Annotated in this window: 16 protein-coding genes; 10 read left to right on the top strand and 6 right to left on the bottom strand. The window is 69.3% G+C overall.

Annotated features, from left to right (window positions below):
• Nucleotides 1-31: 31 nt before the first annotated feature.
• Together NF4_RS28785 and NF4_RS28780 are read right to left on the bottom strand one after the other, a co-directional pair.
• The gene (locus tag NF4_RS28785; protein ID WP_063130508.1) at nucleotides 32-1,567 is read right to left on the bottom strand and encodes an acyl-CoA synthetase; all 1,536 of its coding nucleotides are present in this window, start codon (nucleotides 1,565-1,567) and stop codon (nucleotides 32-34) included.
• Between the two features lie 196 nt (nucleotides 1,568-1,763).
• A complete protein-coding gene (locus tag NF4_RS28780; RefSeq protein ID WP_063130507.1) occupies nucleotides 1,764-2,462 on the bottom strand; it encodes a FadR/GntR family transcriptional regulator in 699 nt (232 codons plus the stop codon).
• Nucleotides 2,463-2,766: 304 nt separating this feature from the next.
• On the opposite strand from NF4_RS28780, the gene NF4_RS28775 reads away from it, so the two are divergent.
• From NF4_RS28775 to NF4_RS28755, 5 genes are read left to right on the top strand one after another with little or no spacing between them, the layout of a single operon-like run.
• Complete coding sequence (locus tag NF4_RS28775; protein WP_232330692.1) at nucleotides 2,767-3,918, top strand: acetamidase/formamidase family protein; 1,152 nt, start codon at nucleotides 2,767-2,769, stop codon at nucleotides 3,916-3,918.
• A complete protein-coding gene (locus NF4_RS28770; protein WP_063130506.1) occupies nucleotides 3,915-5,114 on the top strand; it encodes an amidase family protein in 1,200 nt (399 codons plus the stop codon). The genes NF4_RS28775 and NF4_RS28770 overlap by 4 nt, the downstream gene beginning before the upstream one ends.
• Nucleotides 5,111-6,082 carry an ABC transporter substrate-binding protein gene (locus NF4_RS28765; protein WP_063130505.1) on the top strand — a complete coding sequence of 324 codons (972 nt, stop codon included), beginning with the start codon at nucleotides 5,111-5,113 and terminating at the stop codon, nucleotides 6,080-6,082. The genes NF4_RS28770 and NF4_RS28765 overlap by 4 nt, the downstream gene beginning before the upstream one ends.
• On the top strand, nucleotides 6,082-6,981 hold the full coding sequence (locus NF4_RS28760; RefSeq protein WP_084533571.1) for an ABC transporter permease: 900 nt from the start codon (nucleotides 6,082-6,084) through the stop codon (nucleotides 6,979-6,981). The genes NF4_RS28765 and NF4_RS28760 overlap by 1 nt, the downstream gene beginning before the upstream one ends.
• A 25-nt stretch (nucleotides 6,982-7,006) precedes the next feature.
• Nucleotides 7,007-7,813, top strand: coding sequence for an ABC transporter ATP-binding protein (locus tag NF4_RS28755; protein ID WP_063130504.1), 807 nt, complete (start codon nucleotides 7,007-7,009; stop codon nucleotides 7,811-7,813).
• Between the two features lie 4 nt (nucleotides 7,814-7,817).
• Here the strand turns inward: NF4_RS28755 and NF4_RS28750 are convergent, their stop codons facing one another.
• Nucleotides 7,818-9,131 (bottom strand): amidohydrolase family protein, encoded by a 1,314-nt coding sequence (locus tag NF4_RS28750; protein ID WP_232330691.1) that lies wholly within the window; start codon nucleotides 9,129-9,131, stop codon nucleotides 7,818-7,820.
• A 56-nt stretch (nucleotides 9,132-9,187) separates the two neighbouring features.
• The gene (locus NF4_RS28745; protein ID WP_198165510.1) at nucleotides 9,188-9,856 is read right to left on the bottom strand and encodes a GntR family transcriptional regulator; all 669 of its coding nucleotides are present in this window, start codon (nucleotides 9,854-9,856) and stop codon (nucleotides 9,188-9,190) included.
• Nucleotides 9,857-10,055: 199 nt separating this feature from the next.
• Between NF4_RS28745 and NF4_RS28740 the strand changes: the two genes are divergently transcribed.
• The 5 genes from NF4_RS28740 to NF4_RS28720 all read left to right on the top strand — a co-directional run bounded on the left by NF4_RS28740 (nucleotide 10,056) and on the right by NF4_RS28720 (nucleotide 14,939).
• The gene (locus tag NF4_RS28740; RefSeq protein WP_063130524.1) at nucleotides 10,056-10,799 is read left to right on the top strand and encodes a sulfite exporter TauE/SafE family protein; all 744 of its coding nucleotides are present in this window, start codon (nucleotides 10,056-10,058) and stop codon (nucleotides 10,797-10,799) included.
• Nucleotides 10,800-10,819: 20 nt separating this feature from the next.
• On the top strand, nucleotides 10,820-12,016 hold the full coding sequence (locus tag NF4_RS28735; protein WP_063130523.1) for an amidohydrolase family protein: 1,197 nt from the start codon (nucleotides 10,820-10,822) through the stop codon (nucleotides 12,014-12,016).
• Nucleotides 12,017-12,084: 68 nt separating this feature from the next.
• Nucleotides 12,085-12,891 carry an ABC transporter ATP-binding protein gene (locus NF4_RS28730; protein ID WP_063130501.1) on the top strand — a complete coding sequence of 269 codons (807 nt, stop codon included), beginning with the start codon at nucleotides 12,085-12,087 and terminating at the stop codon, nucleotides 12,889-12,891.
• On the top strand, nucleotides 12,888-13,754 hold the full coding sequence (locus tag NF4_RS28725) for an ABC transporter permease (RefSeq protein WP_084533567.1): 867 nt from the start codon (nucleotides 12,888-12,890) through the stop codon (nucleotides 13,752-13,754). The genes NF4_RS28730 and NF4_RS28725 overlap by 4 nt, the downstream gene beginning before the upstream one ends.
• 48 nt (nucleotides 13,755-13,802) lie before the next feature.
• Entirely contained in the window at nucleotides 13,803-14,939 is a 1,137-nt protein-coding gene (locus tag NF4_RS28720) for a hypothetical protein (RefSeq protein WP_063130500.1), read from the top strand.
• 38 nt (nucleotides 14,940-14,977) lie between these two features.
• Here NF4_RS28720 and NF4_RS28715 read toward each other — a convergent pair whose 3' ends face one another.
• Nucleotides 14,978-15,886, bottom strand: a complete 909-nt coding sequence (locus NF4_RS28715) for a phosphotransferase family protein (protein WP_063130499.1) — start codon at nucleotides 15,884-15,886, stop codon at nucleotides 14,978-14,980.
• Between the two features lie 29 nt (nucleotides 15,887-15,915).
• Nucleotides 15,916-16,245, bottom strand: coding sequence for a hypothetical protein (locus NF4_RS28710; RefSeq protein WP_157120660.1), 330 nt, complete (start codon nucleotides 16,243-16,245; stop codon nucleotides 15,916-15,918).
• Nucleotides 16,246-16,363: the final 118 nt, after the last annotated feature.

The following is a 16,363-nucleotide window of genomic DNA, read 5'->3' as shown; positions in this document are numbered from 1 at the left end:
CCCCGACCCGCCCCGCCGGAGGCGGGGCAAATCAGACACTGTATTGCGCGCGGAGTTTGCCCTTGACCAGCTTGCCCGTCGGCGTACGCGGCAGTTCGTCGGCGAAGTCGATACCGCGCGGCACCTTGTAGTGGGCGATGCGCTCGCGCAGGTAGTCGCGCAGTTCTGCGGCGAGTTCCGGGCCGGGGGTCGTCCCCGGCGCCGGTTGGACCACGGCCTGCACCGATTCGCCCATCTCCTCGTCGGGAATTCCGATCACCGCGACGTCGAGCACCGAGGGATGCAGGGCGAGCGCGTCCTCGATTTCCTGCGGGTAGATGTTCACCCCGCCGGAGATGATCATGAACGCCTTGCGGTCGGTGAGGAACAGGAAGCCCTCGGCGTCGACATAGCCGATATCGCCGGTGGTGGTCCAGGTCGGATGGTCCGGGTGGATCGCCGCCTCGGTTTTCGCCGGGTCGTTGTGATAGGCGAAGGGCAGTTCGTCGCGTTCGAAATAGATGGTGCCGATCTCGCCGGTCGGCAGTTCCGCGCCGTCGTCTCCGCAGACCCGGATCGAGCCCATACCGGCCGGGCCGACCGAACCCGGCTTGCGCAGCCACTGCTCGCTGTCGATGAAGGTGGCGCCGTTGGCCTCGGTCGAGGCGTAGTACTCGTAGAGCACCGGTCCCCACCATTCGATCATCGCGCGCTTCACGTCGACGGCGCAGGGCGCGGCGGCGTGCACGGCGACCTTCAGGCTGGAGATGTCGTAGCGGGAGCGGACGGCCTCGTCGAGTTTCAGCATCCGGACGAACATGGTGGGCACCCACTGGCTGTGCGTGACGCGGTAGCGCTCGATCGCGGCCAGGGCCTGCTCGGCATCGAAGCGCTCCATCACGACCAGCGTGCCGCCGAGGGCTTGGACGACACCGCCGAATCGCAGCGGCGCGGCGTGGTAGAGCGGTGCGGGCGACAGGTACACCGATTCGGTGTCGAAACCGTAGAGCGGGCCGAAGACGGCGGTGTAGGGGTCACCGGGGGGATCACCGACCTGCTGGTCCGAGAGCGGCTGTTTGATGCCCTTGGGTCGCCCGGTGGTGCCGGAAGAGTAGAGCATATCGGCGCCGCGCGGCTGGTCGGGCAGCGGTTGCGGGGGCTGGGCGGCCAGTGCGTCCTCGTAGGACTCGTAGCCCTCGACCGGCCCACCGAAGGCCAGCCGGATCTCCACCTCGGGCGTCTGCGCGACGATCGCCTCGGCCGCTTCGCGCAGACCGGCGGACGCGATCAGCGCCTTCGCGCCGCAGTCGTTGACGATATAGCTGATCTCGGCCGGCGACAGATGCCGGTTCACCGCGGTGATGTAAAGCCCCGATCGCAGAGCCGCCCAGTACGCCTCGTAGACCTTCGGGTCGTTACCGGAGAGCAACGCGACATGATCGCCGCGGCGCAATCCGGCGGCGTGCAGATGCCGGGCGAGCCGGACGGAGTTGTCCTCCAGCTCCCGATAGGTCAGCGTCTCGCCGGTCTCGGCGACGATAACGGCTGGTTTATCCGGGAAATCATCGACATGCGCGCCGGGATACATCCTGCTCCTCTGCGGAACGAAGCGATCGGAGGACGACCGCCGAGCCGAGCCGGGGCCCGCGACGCGTGCACGTCACCGGCCCCCGCCGGGCAATCGCCCGGCGACCGCGACGATAGCGGAAAGTGAACAGTGATTCGTCGGTTTTCCGGAACTGGGGAGCCCGGACGGTAATTCGGCCCGGCGACCCTCGGGCAGTTCAGCCCTTCGGTGAGCTGATCTCGCGGACCTCGCGCAGATGCTGTTCCATCGCGGCCGCCGCCGCGGCCCCGTTGTGGTCGCACACCGCCCGGTAGATCAGCTCGTGGCCCTGGACGGAGATCCGGCGGCCGAGCGCGGTGCGATGGGAGAGTGCCCGGGTGCGCTGCGTCCATTCGGTGGTCATCGTGCACAGCGTGACCAGCAGCGGGTTCTGCGCCGCATGCGCCAGCAGGGTGTGGAACTCGATATCCAGCCGCATCGATTCCGCGGGCGGCAGGTTCTCTCGCGAACGGCCCAGCACGTCGTCCAGGGAGAGCAGATTGGACTCCACGGCCCGCAGCGCGGCGAGTTCGGCGATCCGCGGCTCCACCAGGTCGCGCAGTTCGGTGGCATAACCGAGTTCGACATCGAGATCGGCCAGGTCCTCGTACAACCGGGAGACCCCGCGCGGAATATCGGCCACCGTACTGCCCCGGCCCTGACGCCGCCGCACCAGCTTCTTCGATTCCAGTTCGAACATCGCCTCGCGCAGTGAGGACCGGGAGATGTTCAAACTCGCCGCGAGTTCGCGCTCGGGCGGGAGTCGGTCCCCGGCGCGCAGTTCACCGCTGATGATCAGCTTCTCCAGGTGGGCGGCGACCTCGGCGCCGACACTGCGCGAGTGGCGGCGCATCGGCGGGATCTCTGCGTTGGTCATGGCCCCTCCTGACAACCGGCCACTCGGCCACGGATGCCGGTCCGGCGCGGACGGCGATCGTCCGACACGGTCCGACCAATTCTCGATCGTTGCTTCGACAGGAATTCTACGAGGGGCGCGTCCCTTTGTCGCCGCAGCCTTCCGCGCACCCGCCGTGCTTCGGGAAAGTTACCGATATCCAGCGAATTCGGGGCATCTGTTGCCGATCGGTAAATCGGTCGTTACGTTCCGCGGCGGCGGTCGCGAGCGGGTGCCGCGCCCCTTATGGTCGGTGCATCAGTTGGTCGGACCAATAAGGAGCGCGGTGACGACGCTGGCATCGAAGGAAGCGGCCCCGGCGTTTCCGGTCCTGCAGCAGGACACGGGAATCGACCCGGGCACGGTGTATGTACCGGCCGCACCCGACAAGGTTTTCTGGGGCCGGTTGCCCTGCCGGACCGATACCCCGGTCGCCACGGTCGCGCCGGGAACCACGGTGGTGATCGATACCGTCAGCCACGAAGGGATTCTCGAGGACCAGGGCTCGGATCCGCTGCGTTACTTCGGCGAACGCGGCGTGGACCGCGCCGATGTGCTCGAGGACGCCGTGGCCGTGGCCGCGCGCCGGACCCGCGACCCCGGCGCGGGGCCGCATATCGTGACCGGGCCGATCGCGGTCGCCGGTGCGCGACCCGGTGATCTGCTGGCCGTGCGGATCGATGCGCTCACCATGCGCGCGCCCTACGGGGTGGTGTCCACCCGGCACGGCCGTGGGGTGCTCGGCGGGCGGGCCGGATTCGACGGCGACTACGGGCAGTTCTGCCGGGTGCGTCCCGGCGACGACCGCTGGGTCGCCACGATGCCGCTGGACGCGGCCGGAAAGGCCGGGTACGCGACATTTCCGCTGGCGCCGTTCCTGGGGATCATCGGTGTGGCCACCGATACCGGGACCCGGGTGAACTCGGTGCCGCCCGGTCCGCACGGCGGCAATATCGACGTCAAACTGCTCACCGCGGGCGCCACCCTGTTCCTGCCGGTGCAGGTGCCCGAGGCCCTTTTCTACATCGGCGACCCGCATTTCGCGCAGGGCGACGGCGAGGTCGCGCTGACGGCACTGGAGGCTCCGCTGCGGGCGCGGCTCACCCTGGACCTCGTGCCGGCGGCGGAGATCGCCGGCGGATTCGGTGGCCGGATCGGTCCTTTCGCCGCGGCGCACGGGCTGTTGATCCCGACCGGGTTGCACGCGGATCTGAACACCGCACTCGAATTGTGTGTGACACATGCGGTGGAGTTGGTGACCGGACTGTTCGAGGCCGACCCGCGGCAGGCGTACCTGTACCTCAGTGCCGCGGCCGATTTCACGATCTCGCAGGCCGTCGATCAGGTGCGCGGTGTACACGCCGCGGTCCGGTGCGCCGATTTCGGCCGGTCCGCCGAGACGGCCTTCGCGCGGCGCGTGCTGGAGCGCGCGCGATGACCGGGCTCGCGGTGGAACCCGGGCTCGATACCAGCGTCTGGCGGGTGACCGGTTCGCCGCTGGTGGCGGCCACCGCACCGGGACCGCTGTCCGGGGCGACCGTGGCGGTGAAGGATCTGTACGCGGTGGCCGGATTTCCCGTCGGCGCCGGGGTGCCCGCCTATCGGCGGGAGCAGGCCGCCGCGCCCCGGCACGCGGACGCGGTGGCGCGACTACTGGCCGCCGGGGCGCAGGTCCGCGGGATCGCGCAGACCGACGAATTCGCCTACAGCCTCACCGGTGGCAACGGCGGTTTCGGCATGCCGGTGAATCCGGCGGCGCCCGACCGGATCCCCGGCGGGTCCACGAGCGGCCCGGCGGTCGCCGTGGCCCGCGGTGAGGCCGATATCGGCCTGGGCACCGATACCGCGGGCTCGATCCGGGTCCCGGCGGTCTATCAGGGGCTGTGGGGTATCCGGACCACGCACGGCCGGGCCGATACCACCGGGCTGCTGCCGCTCGCGCAGTCCTTCGACACCGTCGGCTGGGTCACGCGTGACGGGGCGACTCTGGCGTCCGTCGCCGACTGCATACTGGACACCGATACCTCGGCTGCCGCCGGGTTCGTGGTGGACCCCGGCCTCTGCGCATACGCCGACCCGGCTATCGCCGCCGCGGTCGGTACGGCGGCGGAGTCGCTGGGCGCCGGACCGATCGAAATACCGGTGGGCGACAGCTGGGTCGCCGCCTTCCGCACGGTCCAGGCATTCGAGGCCTGGGCCAACCACGGTGAGTGGGTGGGCGAGCACCCGGGGGTGCTGGAAGCCGAAGTGGCACAGCGGTTCGCCTTCGCCGCGACGGTCACCGCGGCAGAGGCGTCCGTCGCACGGGAGGTCCTGCATGTGGCGGCGCGAACCCTGCGGTCCACCCTCGGCGACCGGGTACTCCTGCTGCCCGCCGCCGCGACCCGGCCGCCGCGGCGCGCGGGCGGTCAGGCGGTATGGGAACAGGCTCGCGCCCGCACCCTGCGGCTGACCTGCCTGGCATCCATCGCCGGCCTGCCCGCGCTGACGGTGCCGCTGCGGTCCGGTACCGGCGCCTCGTTCGGCCTGTGCCTGCTCGGTGCCCCAGGCACCGACCGTTCCCTGATCCACCTCGCGCTCAGCAGTGTCGCTGTACCCGCCGGGGGCTCGACCCACAGTGAGGACCGACCATGAAACGACCATTCCGTCACCTTTTCTCGTTCCTCGCGGTCACGCTGCTGGCGGTCGCGGGGCTGACCGGCTGTATCGCCACCCCGGACAGCGCCGGCGGTGACCCGGGGGCGATCCGGATCGGGACCCTGCGCGGCCAGCCGCATCTCTACGCGCCCTATTTCATGCAGCGCTTCGCCCCGGCGGGCACCACCTACGAGATCGTCCTGTTCGAGAACTCGCCGGATATCAAGAACGCGCTCGCTTCGGGCGCCGTCGATATCGGGGTCCTCGGCGCGCCCGCCGTGCTGGCCGGCGTCGCGGCGGAACAGGATGTGCACATCATCGCGTCGGCGGCCGACGGTGGATCCGGATTCGTGGGGTTGCCGCAGATCCGCACCCCGCAGGATCTGCGCGGTAAGCGGATCGGATTCCCGGCGGGGTCCTCGCAGGAAATCGCGCTGAAACTCACCCTGCGGGCCCACGGCCTGGACCCCGACACCGATGTGCAGCTGGTCAACCTGGCGTATTCCGATATGGCGAGTGCCTACAGCTCCGGGCGCGTCGATGCCTTCCTGAGCGCGGAGATGGGCGTCTCGCTGGCGCGGCAGGCCGGGGCACACGAGATCGTCTCGCCCTACGAGACCCCGATCGGCGCGACCAATATCGTCGTCGGCGGTAACGGCCGGTTCCTCGACGAACACCCCGACCGGGCCCGCGACGCGGTGCGGGCCTTCGCCCGCGCCATCGATTTCATGAAGGGCGACCGCGCGGCCTGGGCGGCCGGACTGGTGGAGACCTTCGGCCTGGACCCGGCGGTCACCGATATCGCCATCGGCAATGTGTGGCTGCGCTGGGAACTCGACGACGAGTTCCGCGGGCGGGTGACCGAACTGGCGCGGCAGATGGTGGACTTCGACCAGTTGCCGGCCGCACCGGATATGCAGAAGGTCTTCCGCACCGAGTTCCTCGACACCGTGGGCGCACAGTGATGACCACACTGGGAATCCGGACCGGGCAGACGACCGCGCCGCGGGATCCGGACACCACGGCGGGCGCGGAGAACACGGCGCCGCGCGGCGGCCGCGTCCGGTCCCGGATCGTCGCGATCTGCTGGGCGCTGCCGGTACCGCTGCTGGTACTGCTGCTGTGGGACCGTGGGGTCGGCGGCGGCTGGACGCTGCCGTTCGGGATCCAGATGCAGTTCCTGCCCACCCCCGTGGAAGTCGCGCGGCGGCTCGCGGATCTGGCCGTGGGCGGGATCGTCGACGACTCCTACAGCGGCACCCTGTGGCTGCATCTCTACGCGAGTACGGTGCGGGTGCTGCAGGGTTTCGCGATCGCGGCCGCGGTGGCGGTGCCACTGGGGATCGTGATGGGCCGCTCGCCGCTCATCCACCGCATGCTCGAGCCGACGCTGAACCTGATCCGCCCGATCCCGGTGACGGCCTGGGCGCCGCTGTCGCTGCTGATCATCGGATTCGGTGACCGGGCCACCATATTCCTGGTGTTCCTGGCCGCGGTGTTCTCGATCCTGATCAATACGATCGCCGGTGTCCGCGCGGTCCCGGCCCGGTTGTTCGAGGCCGCCGCCATGCTCGGCACACCGCCCGCGCAGACGCTGTACAAGGTGGTGCTCCCGGCCGCGATACCCACGATCGTGTCCGGGTTGCGGATCGCGCTCGGGCTGTCCTGGGTGATCCTGGTGGTCGGGGAGACGGTCGGTATCCGGGTCGGCCTGGGTGCGTTGATCACCCAGGCGCGTGAGCAGTCGCGTACCGACCTCATCGTCGCCGTCATGATCGTGATCGGACTGGCCGGGTTCGCGGCCGACCGGATCATGATGCTCGCCGTACGCCTGGTCGCCGGGCGGCGACCGCTGCTCCCGTGACCCTCTCCCCGGATCAGGTGATGATATGAAGATCTACTCCACCCGCCGCCGTCCGCACCGGCCCGCCCGGATCGTGCTGGCCGACCTGGGCAAACGCTATCCCGCCGCAGCAGGTTTCGCGGTCGAGGGGGTGAACCTCGATATCGCCGCCGGGGAATTCGTCTGTGTGGTCGGCGCCAGCGGATGCGGTAAATCGACGCTGCTGCGCATTCTCGCCGGTTTCGAGAACGCCACCCATGGCACCGTTTCGGTGGGGGAGGAACCGGTCACCGGCCCCGGCCCGGACCGCGGTGTCGTATTCCAGGACTACGGGCTGTTCCCGTGGCTCACCGTCGCCGAGAACATCGCCTACGGGCCGAAACAGGCCAGGATGACCCGCGACGATATCCGCGAGACCACCGATCGGTCGCTGGCGACCGTCGGTCTCACCCGGGTCCGCGACTCGTTCCCGCACCAGCTCTCCGGTGGTATGCAGCAGCGGGTCGCCATCGCCCGGGTACTGGCCAACCGGCCCGCGGTCCTGCTGATGGACGAACCCTTCGGCGCCCTCGACGCCCTCACCCGCGGCGATATGCAGACCGAACTCGCCCGCATCCACCGGGATTCCGGCGTGACGGTCGTCTTCGTCACCCATAGTGTCGAGGAGGCGGTGTACCTGTCGGACCGGGTGGTGGTCATGGCGGGTGGCACGGCGCACGGTACGGCCGGGTATGTGCGGGAGGTCGTCACCATCGATCTACCCCGCGAACGTGAGGCGACCACACCGGAGTTCAACGACTACAAGCGGCGAATCGACGCGCTGATCCACCAGGGCGACCGGGCCGCCGCCTGATTCGTTATCGGACCGGGGTCGCCGGTAGCAGCTCCCGGGTCCGGGTCGTCCGTGCGACGACCCGGCCCGCTTTCACGACATAGCAGCGGTCGGGGCGGTCCAGCAGCGCGTCGGCCACGCGCCGCGTCGACAGGACCACCAGATCGGCCGCCGCGCCCACCCGCAACCCGTAGTCGTCGGCGATACCTATCACCGCGGCGGCCTCGTAGGTGGCCATCCCGAGGACCCGGGTCAGTTCGGCGGGCCCGGCCAGATGCGAGGTCTGGGCCAGGAACAGGCCGATATCGAGCAGATCGGCGTTGCCGTACGGGGTGAAGGCATTACGAATGTTGTTGGAGGAGTACGCGGTCCGTACTCCGGCAGCCCACAGCTCCCGTACCGGTGCGATACCGCGGCGGATATTGGCCGTATCGCCGCGCCCGCCGAGGAACATATCGGTGGCCGGCAGCGGCACCACGGCCACGCCCGCGTCGGCGAGCCGGAACAGGACGCGGCGCCGATCCGCGGGGGAGCGCGCGGCGAGTGAGGTCGCGTGACCGATCGTCACCTTGCCCGCCATACCGGTGCGATCGGTGACCTCGGCGATGTAATCGGCCAGCGCGAAACGGGGGTCGGCGGTGTCGTCGGCGAAATCGGCGTGCAGATCCACCGGGACCCCGAACTCGGCGGCCAGTTCGAAGACGAGATCGATATGGCGCCGGCATTCGGTCACCGACTCCTCGTTGTAGGTACAGCCGCCGATCACATCGGCGCCGTCGCGCAGGCCTTCGCGCAGCAGTGCGAGCGTCCCGGGTGCCCGGAAGATCCCCTCCTGGGGGAACGCCACGATCTGCAGATCGATCCGGCCGCGGAACTCCTCCCGCAACTCGAGCAGGGTGTGCACGCCGAGCAGGCCGACGATGGGGTCGACATCGGGATGTGCCCGGACGGCTGTGGTGCCGTTGCCGATCGCCTGTTCGAGGACCCGCCGGGCGCGGTCCCGGATCGAGGCGGCGGTGAAATCGCGCTTCAGCTCCGCGGTGATCGCTATGGCTCCGGCCAGGGTGCCGTCGGGGTTCGCGCGTTCGGCGTCGAGCAGCGCCTTGTCCAAGTGCACATGCGATTCCACCAGGCCGGGTATCACCACGCGGCCCGCGCAGTCGATCTCCGCCGGGGCGGTGCGCGGGAGCGCCGGGCCGATAGCCGTGATCACCCCGTCCGCGACGGCGATGTCCACGGGTGCGGTCTCGTCGTCGATCCGCGCGTCGCGCAGCAGCAGATCCGTGCGGTCGAGTGGCGACACATGCGCCGGGGCTACCTCGGGGTCCGAAACAGTCACCCCGGTTGTATACGACCCGGGTGTTTCCGATGCCCCCGTGTATTGCTTCGGGGAGGTTACGAATCGGCGCCCGAGGGCGCGGAGCCGATATGCCGCAACCGGTAGGCGGTGGTCGCGTGGGCGATGTGCTCGGTGACCAGCCGCCCGGCCAGCTCCGCGTCCCGGGCCTCGAGCGCGGCGCAGATCCGCTCGTGTTCGTCCCAGGAGTCGGTGGCGCGGCGCGGCAGCTCGACCGCGTACACCCAGGCGATCTTCCAGCCGAGCTGGGTGATCAGGCCGGCCAGCAGGCTGCTGCCGGACGCCTCGGCCAGTACCTCGTGGAAGCGGCTGTTGAGCCTGGTCAGATCGTCGAGCCGGCCGGAGCGCACCGATTCCTGGCCCAGCGCGGTGAGTTCCTTGAGCCGGCCGAGTTGTTCCGGGGTGCGCCGGCGGGCGGCGCGGCTCGCGCACAGCGGTTCCAGCAGGGCGCGGATCTCGAGCAGATCGGCCGCCTCGTCCTCGGTCAGCTCGGCCACGAAGGTTCCGGCGTAGGGCCGTGAATAGGCGAAACCCTCGGCCTCCAGTGTGCGCAATGCCTCCCGTACCGGCACCCGGGAGACCCCGTAGCTCTCGGCGAGGGTGTCCTCGGTCAACCGCTGACCCGGTGCGAAAACGCCGCGGATGATGTCGTCGCGAATAGCGCGGCACACCTGCTGTTTGGTCATCCGGGGGTTCTTGCTGTCCACCTGGTCCTCGGTTCGGGAAATCGGCGGGCGGTCGCATACGATCCGCCGCTCGGTACTCCACTTGGATACCAGGAAAGCGCTCCGGTTGTCGCCACGGGGCCTGGGAGCGGCGTGTTTCCGCAGTGACCGGCGGCACACGGCCGACGAGGGTCCGGATTTTCGTATACGATCCGTTCTCGATTTCGATCGGAAGGACGCCATGGATCCCGTGTACGCGGTTCTGCTGCTCGCGGCCGGTTTCGGCGCCGGTGTGTGCAATGCCATCGCCGGCGGCGGCAGCCTGCTGTCGTTCCCCGCCCTGGTGGCCGCCGGCCTGCCGCCGGTGACCGCGACCGTGACCAATGCCGTCGCCGTATGGCCCGGCTACCTCGGGGGTGCCGCCGCGCTGCGCTCCCGGCTGACCGAACATCGCAGTCTGCTGCCCCGGCTGATCGTGGTCGGTACGGCCGGTGCCGTGGGCGGCGTGGTCGCGCTGCTCGCGGCACCGCCCGAGGTGTTCACCGCCCTGGTGCCCTACCTCGTCCTGGCGGCGACCGCCCTGTTCGCCGCCCAGCCGCTGATCTCCCGGCGGCTCGCCGAAAAGGGCGGCGGCTCCCGGTTCACGCTCTTCGCCGGTGTGTTCCTGGGCGGGGTCTACGGCGCGTACTTCAACGGCGGAATGGGGATCGTGCTGCTCACCGCGCTCGCCCTCGGTATCGACGCGTCGGTCAACCTGCTCAATGGTCTCAAGAGCGTGCTCACCTTGACCGTCTCCACCACCGCCACGATCGCGGTCGCGGTGTTCGGGCCGGTCGACTGGTGGTCGGTGGCGGTCCTGGCCCCGGCCTGCCTGCTCGGCGGCATGGTGGGCGCCAAGATCTCCGACCGTCTCCGCCCCGGCGCGTTCCGTGCCGTGGTGATCGTCTTCGGGGCCGGTGCGGGCATCGCGATGTTGTTCACATGAATCGGGTGAAAGAAGGAACCATGACCGATCTGCTGCTGCGCGACGGGCGCCCCTGGATGCCCGGGCAACCGCTGGACACCGCCGATCTGCTGCTGCGCGACGGCCGGATCGCGCAGATCGGCGCGAACCTGGAGGCGGCCGGCGTCGAAACCCTCGACCTGGACGGCGCGCTGGTCCTGCCCGGCTTCGTCGATACCCACTGTCATCTGGACAAGACCCTGTGGAGCGGTCCCTGGGTGCCCAATACCGGCGGACGCTCGCTGGCCGGCCGGATCGCCAACGGCGAGAACCGCCGCGCCGAACTCGGCATCCCCCGCGCCGACTACTCCGCCGCCCTGCTCGCGACCATGATCGCCGGGGGCACCGCGCACGTGCGCAGCCATATCGATATCGATCCCTCGGTCGGGCTGGCGGGGGTGGAGGCGGTACGGACAGCCGCCGAACGGCACCGCGGCCGGGTGGACGTCGAACTGGTCGCCTTTCCGCAGGGCGGCCTGGTCCGCCGGCCCGGGACCGCGGAACTGCTGGACGAAGCGCTGTCGGGCGGCGTCGAAGTGGTCGGCGGGATCGACCCCGCCGGGTTCGATGGCGATCCGACCGGCCAGTTGGACATCATCTTCGGACTGGCCGAACGCCACGGCGCCAAAATCGATATCCACCTGCACGACGGCGGCAGCCTCGGCGCGTGGGAATTCGAGCTGATCATCGAACGGACGAAGGCCACCGGTCTGGGCGGGCGGGTCACCATCAGCCACGCCTACGCGATGGGCGCCCTTCCGGCCGACGAGCAGCGGCGGATCGCCGACCGGCTCGCCGAGGCGGGTGTGGCCATGGTGACCTGCGCGGTCGGCGACGCCCCGGTCGTACCGCTGCGCGTGATGCACGCCGCCGGGGCGACTCTCGCGCTCGGCAACGACGGGATCCGGGACCTGTGGACGCCCTACGGTGACGGCGATATGTTGCGCCGGATCGGCACCGTCGCCTTCCGCGACCGCTTGCTCGCGGACGAGGAGATCGAACTGGCGCTGACCGCCGGAACTCTCGGCGGCGCGCGGGTTCTCGGACTGACCGACCACGGTATCGGCGTGGGGGGCCGGGCCGATCTCGTGACGGTCGACGCCGCGACGCCCGCCGCGGCGGTGGTCGGCGTGCCGACCCGGAAACTGGTCCTCAAGGGCGGCCGGGTGGTGGCCCGCGACGGGCAATTGGCCGACTGATCGTATACGAAACAGGGGTGTAATCCCGGCGACCGCGATCGGCAATGCGCCGCCGATAGAACTGTTCCATGAGCACAAAGGCTATCTCGGCGCCGGCCCCGGCGGGGCCGGCAACGTATACGACCGAGCCGGATCCGGCGCTCGCGTTCCGGAATGTGTCGATGGTCTTCGAGAACGGGACCGCCGCGCTGCGCGATATCGACATCACCGTCCGCCCGGGTGAATTCGTCTCCCTCGTCGGGCCGTCCGGCTGCGGGAAATCGACCCTGCTGCGGCTGGCGGCCGGGTTCGAGGACGCCAGCTCCGGAGCGGTCGATGTGGCGGCCGGGCAGCTCGGGTACGTCTTCCAGGAGGCGACCCTGCTGCCGTGGCGGACCGTGCTGCGCAATGTGGAACTGCCCGCCGAACTGGCCGGGGTGGACCGCACCGAACGTCGCGCGGCGGCACTGGACGCCATCGAGCGGGTGGGCCTGGCCGGATTCGAGAAACACAAACCCGCCCAGCTCTCCGGCGGTATGCGGATGCGGGCCTCCATCGCCCGCGCGCTCACCCTGCGGCCGGAACTGTTCCTGTTCGACGAGCCCTTCGGCGCACTCGACGAGATCACCCGCCAGCGGCTCAACGAAGAAGTGGGCGGGCTCTTCCGCCGGGACGCCTTCGCGGGCGTTTTCGTCACCCATTCGGTCCCGGAGGCGGTGTTCATGTCGACCCGGGTCGTCGTGCTCACCGGCCGTCCGGGCCGGGTGGCCGCCGATATACCGGTACCCCTGGACTTCCCGCGGCAGCCGGGACTGCGCTACACCCCGGAGTTCGCCGATATCGCGGGCACGGTCTCGGCCGCCCTGCACACCGCCGAACAGGGGGTCGCGGCATGACCACGGTCGCGGCGGATACCGCCGCCCATACCGTCGCCCCGCAAGCTCGGCCGAAGCCGGCGGCGGGCACCCCCCGGCGCCGGGCCGCACCCGTGCGGATCATCGCCCCCGTGGTGGTTTTCGTCCTCGTCACGGGCCTCTGGTACTTCGCGAGCCACTATCTGATCGCGGCGGAATCGCGCTTCCTGCTCCCCGGCCCCGACGAGGTGATCAGCGAAGGACTGCTCGATGCGGCGGTGCGGTCGGAGATCCTGTCCGCGCTGGGTTCCACGGTGCTGGTCGCACTGAGCGGGCTGGTCGTCGCGATGGTGCTGGGCGTCGGATTCGCGGTCGCGATGAGCCAGGCACGGTGGGCGGAGTACTCGCTGTACCCGTACGCGGTGATCCTGCAGACCATTCCGATCCTGGCCGTGGTCCCGCTGTTCGGTTTCTGGTTCGGCTACGAATTCGGCAGCCGGGTGATCGTCTGTGTGATGGTGTCGCTGTTCCCGGTCGTCACCAATACCCTGTTCGGGTTGAAAGCCGTCGCACCGGCCGAACACGATCTGTTCACCCTGCACGGCGCGAGCCGCTGGCAGCGCCTGCGTAAACTCCAGCTGCCCACCGCGTTGCCCGCGATGATCTCCGGGTTCAAGATCTCCGGCGGGATGGCGATCATCGGTTCGATCGTGGCCGATTTCTTCTTCCGCCAGGGCGAGCCCGGTATCGGCCGGATGATCGACGTGTACCGGCAGCGACTGGCCACCGAGGAACTGCTCACCGCGCTGCTGCTGTCCTCGCTGGCCGGCCTGATCCTGTTCTGGTTCTTCGATTTCCTGGCCATCCGCGTGGAGCGGGCGCACGGCCGCCGCCGCGGCCACTGACCCTCCCGACCTCTTCTGCCCGACCACCGCCTCACCTCAGGAACCGTCATGAAGAAACCGCTTTCCGCTCTCACCGCTCTCGCGGGTACCGCACTTCTCACCGCCTGCGGAGGTGCGAGCTCGGTCCCGGAGCCGACCGGTGAGGGGCCCTTGGCCGGGGTCTGCCCGTCCACCGTCGTGATCCAGACGGACTGGTACGCCACCCCGGAACGCGCCGCCGCGTTCCAACTCGTCGGCCCCGACGGCACCGTGGACGTCAACAAAGGCTCCTACGTGGGGCCGTTGGGCGACTCCGGTATCAATGTCGAGGTCCGGCTCGGCGGCCCGTTCCTGGGTGGCCAGCCGGTACCCGCGCAGATGTACCAGGACACGTCGATCACCCTGGGTTTCGTTCCCACCGACGATGCCGTCCGTGCGCAGGCCGATTTCCCGGTGACCGGCGTATTCGCCTCGCTCGATGTGAATCCGCAGATCGTCATGTGGGATCCGGCGACCTACCGCGTCGAATCGTGGCAGGACATCCCCGGCACCGGCGCCCCCGTGGTGTACAGCGAGGGCAAGATCTTCATGGATTACCTGACCGCCAACGGCTATGTGCGCCCGGACCAGGCCGACGCCTCGTTCGACGGCACCCCGAGCCGTTTCGTCGCCGAGCGCGGTCGCGTTATGCAGCAGGGTTATGTGTCCAATGAGCCCTTCCGCTGGGAACACGATGTCGAGGGCTGGCGCAAACCCACCGACTATCTGCTCGTTCACGAATCCGGCTACGAGATCTATCCGCACGCCTGGTCGGTGCGGGCCGGCGAACTCGATGCCCTGCGGCCCTGCCTGACGAAGCTGGTCCCGATGTTGCAGCAGGCCCAGGTCGACTACATCGTGAATCCGGAGCCGGTGAACCAGGCGCTGTTGCGGATCGCCGACACCATCCCCGACGGGCCGCCGATGACCGCCGCCGGTAATACCGATTCGGTGAAGGTGCAGGTGGCCGAGAAGATAGTCGGCAACGGCCCGGACAGCACCCTGGGGAATTTCGACGAGGCGCGGGTGAACCGGGTGATCGACGCGGTGGCCCCGATTCTGCGCAAACGCGGCGACCGGATCGCCGACGGACTCACCGCCACCGATCTGGTGACCAATGAATTCATCGATCCGGCCATCGCCCTGCCCGTGGCGCCGAAACCCTGAATCCCCGAACACGACCGGGCGCCGACCTGAGGGTCGGGCTATTCGGCCGCGGGCGGATACAGCCACGTCAATGCCGTGCGGCTCTTGTCGAGGTATTTGCGCAGCCCGTGCTCGAGCCCGTAGGCCATATCCTCCAGCACGCTGCACCTGGCATAGAAGGCGGCACGCGCCCGGATCGCCCGCATATCGTGGGCAGCTGTCCGATATTCGGCCAACGCCGTGTCCAGGGCGGCCGGGCCGAGGTCGCGGTAGACGAGGCCGAAATCGTAGGCCGGGTCGACCATCGCGGCGTCGCTCCAATCGATGACGCCGGTAACCGTTCCCGAAACCGGTTCCACGAGAACATGCTCTATCCCGAGGTCGTTGTGGGAGAACACCAGGCCATGGCGATCCGCCGGCGGCGTTGTCGCGAGAAACGCCTCCACCGCCGCGCGGTGCCCGCACGGAACTGCGTCGGCGATCGTCTCATAGGTCGCCGTGGCCTCCGCGAGCCACAATTCCTTCGGCTCGTCGTCGGTGCCCACCAGGCCGGCCATCCGGTCGGCGGGAGCGGTGTGCAGGGCGGCGAGGAATCGACCGAGCACCGCAGCGATCGACCGCATATGGGCCGATCGCTGCGGCGCGGGGAGATCGATCAGCGGTCGGCCGGGGAGTGCGAAATACGCCAGGCAACCCTGCTCGGGAACCCGGAAACACGGCTCGGGCACCGGCAGCGGCGAGATATCCGCGACAGCGGCCAGCAGAGTGGCTTCATCGATCACCCGCGCGGCTCGGCTCTCGGGATCGGGTTCCTTGGTGAAACGCACGATCAACTCGCCGTTGACCTCGTAGGCGAGGTTGTCCTCCCCCTCCCCGAGCAGCGTCACCGTGTCGATCCGATAGTCGGGTAGCTGCCCGGCCACGATGTCGCGGACGTCTACGGCACGGTCGCCGACCCGAAATCCCATGCCACGACTCTAGAACGCCTACATCTGGGTCAGAAGCCGTCGTCGACCAGTGGCTCGTCCGTGCGCCGCACACCGGCCCGGTTTTCGTGTACCGACGCACCGCGGGGAAAACGCTGGGGGCCAGGAGCTTCCACGGGTCCCGCCGGATCGTCGCCGACCGCCGCGATCTCGGCGCCCGCGCCCGGTACGAGTTCGACCTCGAAATCACCCGGTGCGGTGCCACATCGGGCGATCAGGCGGTATGCCTCGCGCCGGATGGCGGACTCCTCGTCCACGATCTTCCGGACACCGAACGCAGGTGCGGAGATGAGCCAGCGGTCCCCGTATCTGCTCACCTTCACCTCGAATCGCATGCTCACCCCTTGGTCGTATGGTCGGCCCGCAAACATGTTCCCGGCACGGTTCACCGGGCGCGACGGTTGAACCGACGTTAAGGAGTGCAGACCGATCTCGGCGAGCAGTAAGCACAAGTTTGCA

This window comes from Nocardia fusca NBRC 14340, from assembly GCF_001618425.1.
GTDB classification, from domain to species: Bacteria; Actinomycetota; Actinomycetes; order Mycobacteriales; family Mycobacteriaceae; genus Nocardia; species Nocardia fusca.
The sequence above is the reverse complement of the archived record's forward strand: the minus strand, read 5'-3'. Positions and strand labels throughout refer to the sequence as shown.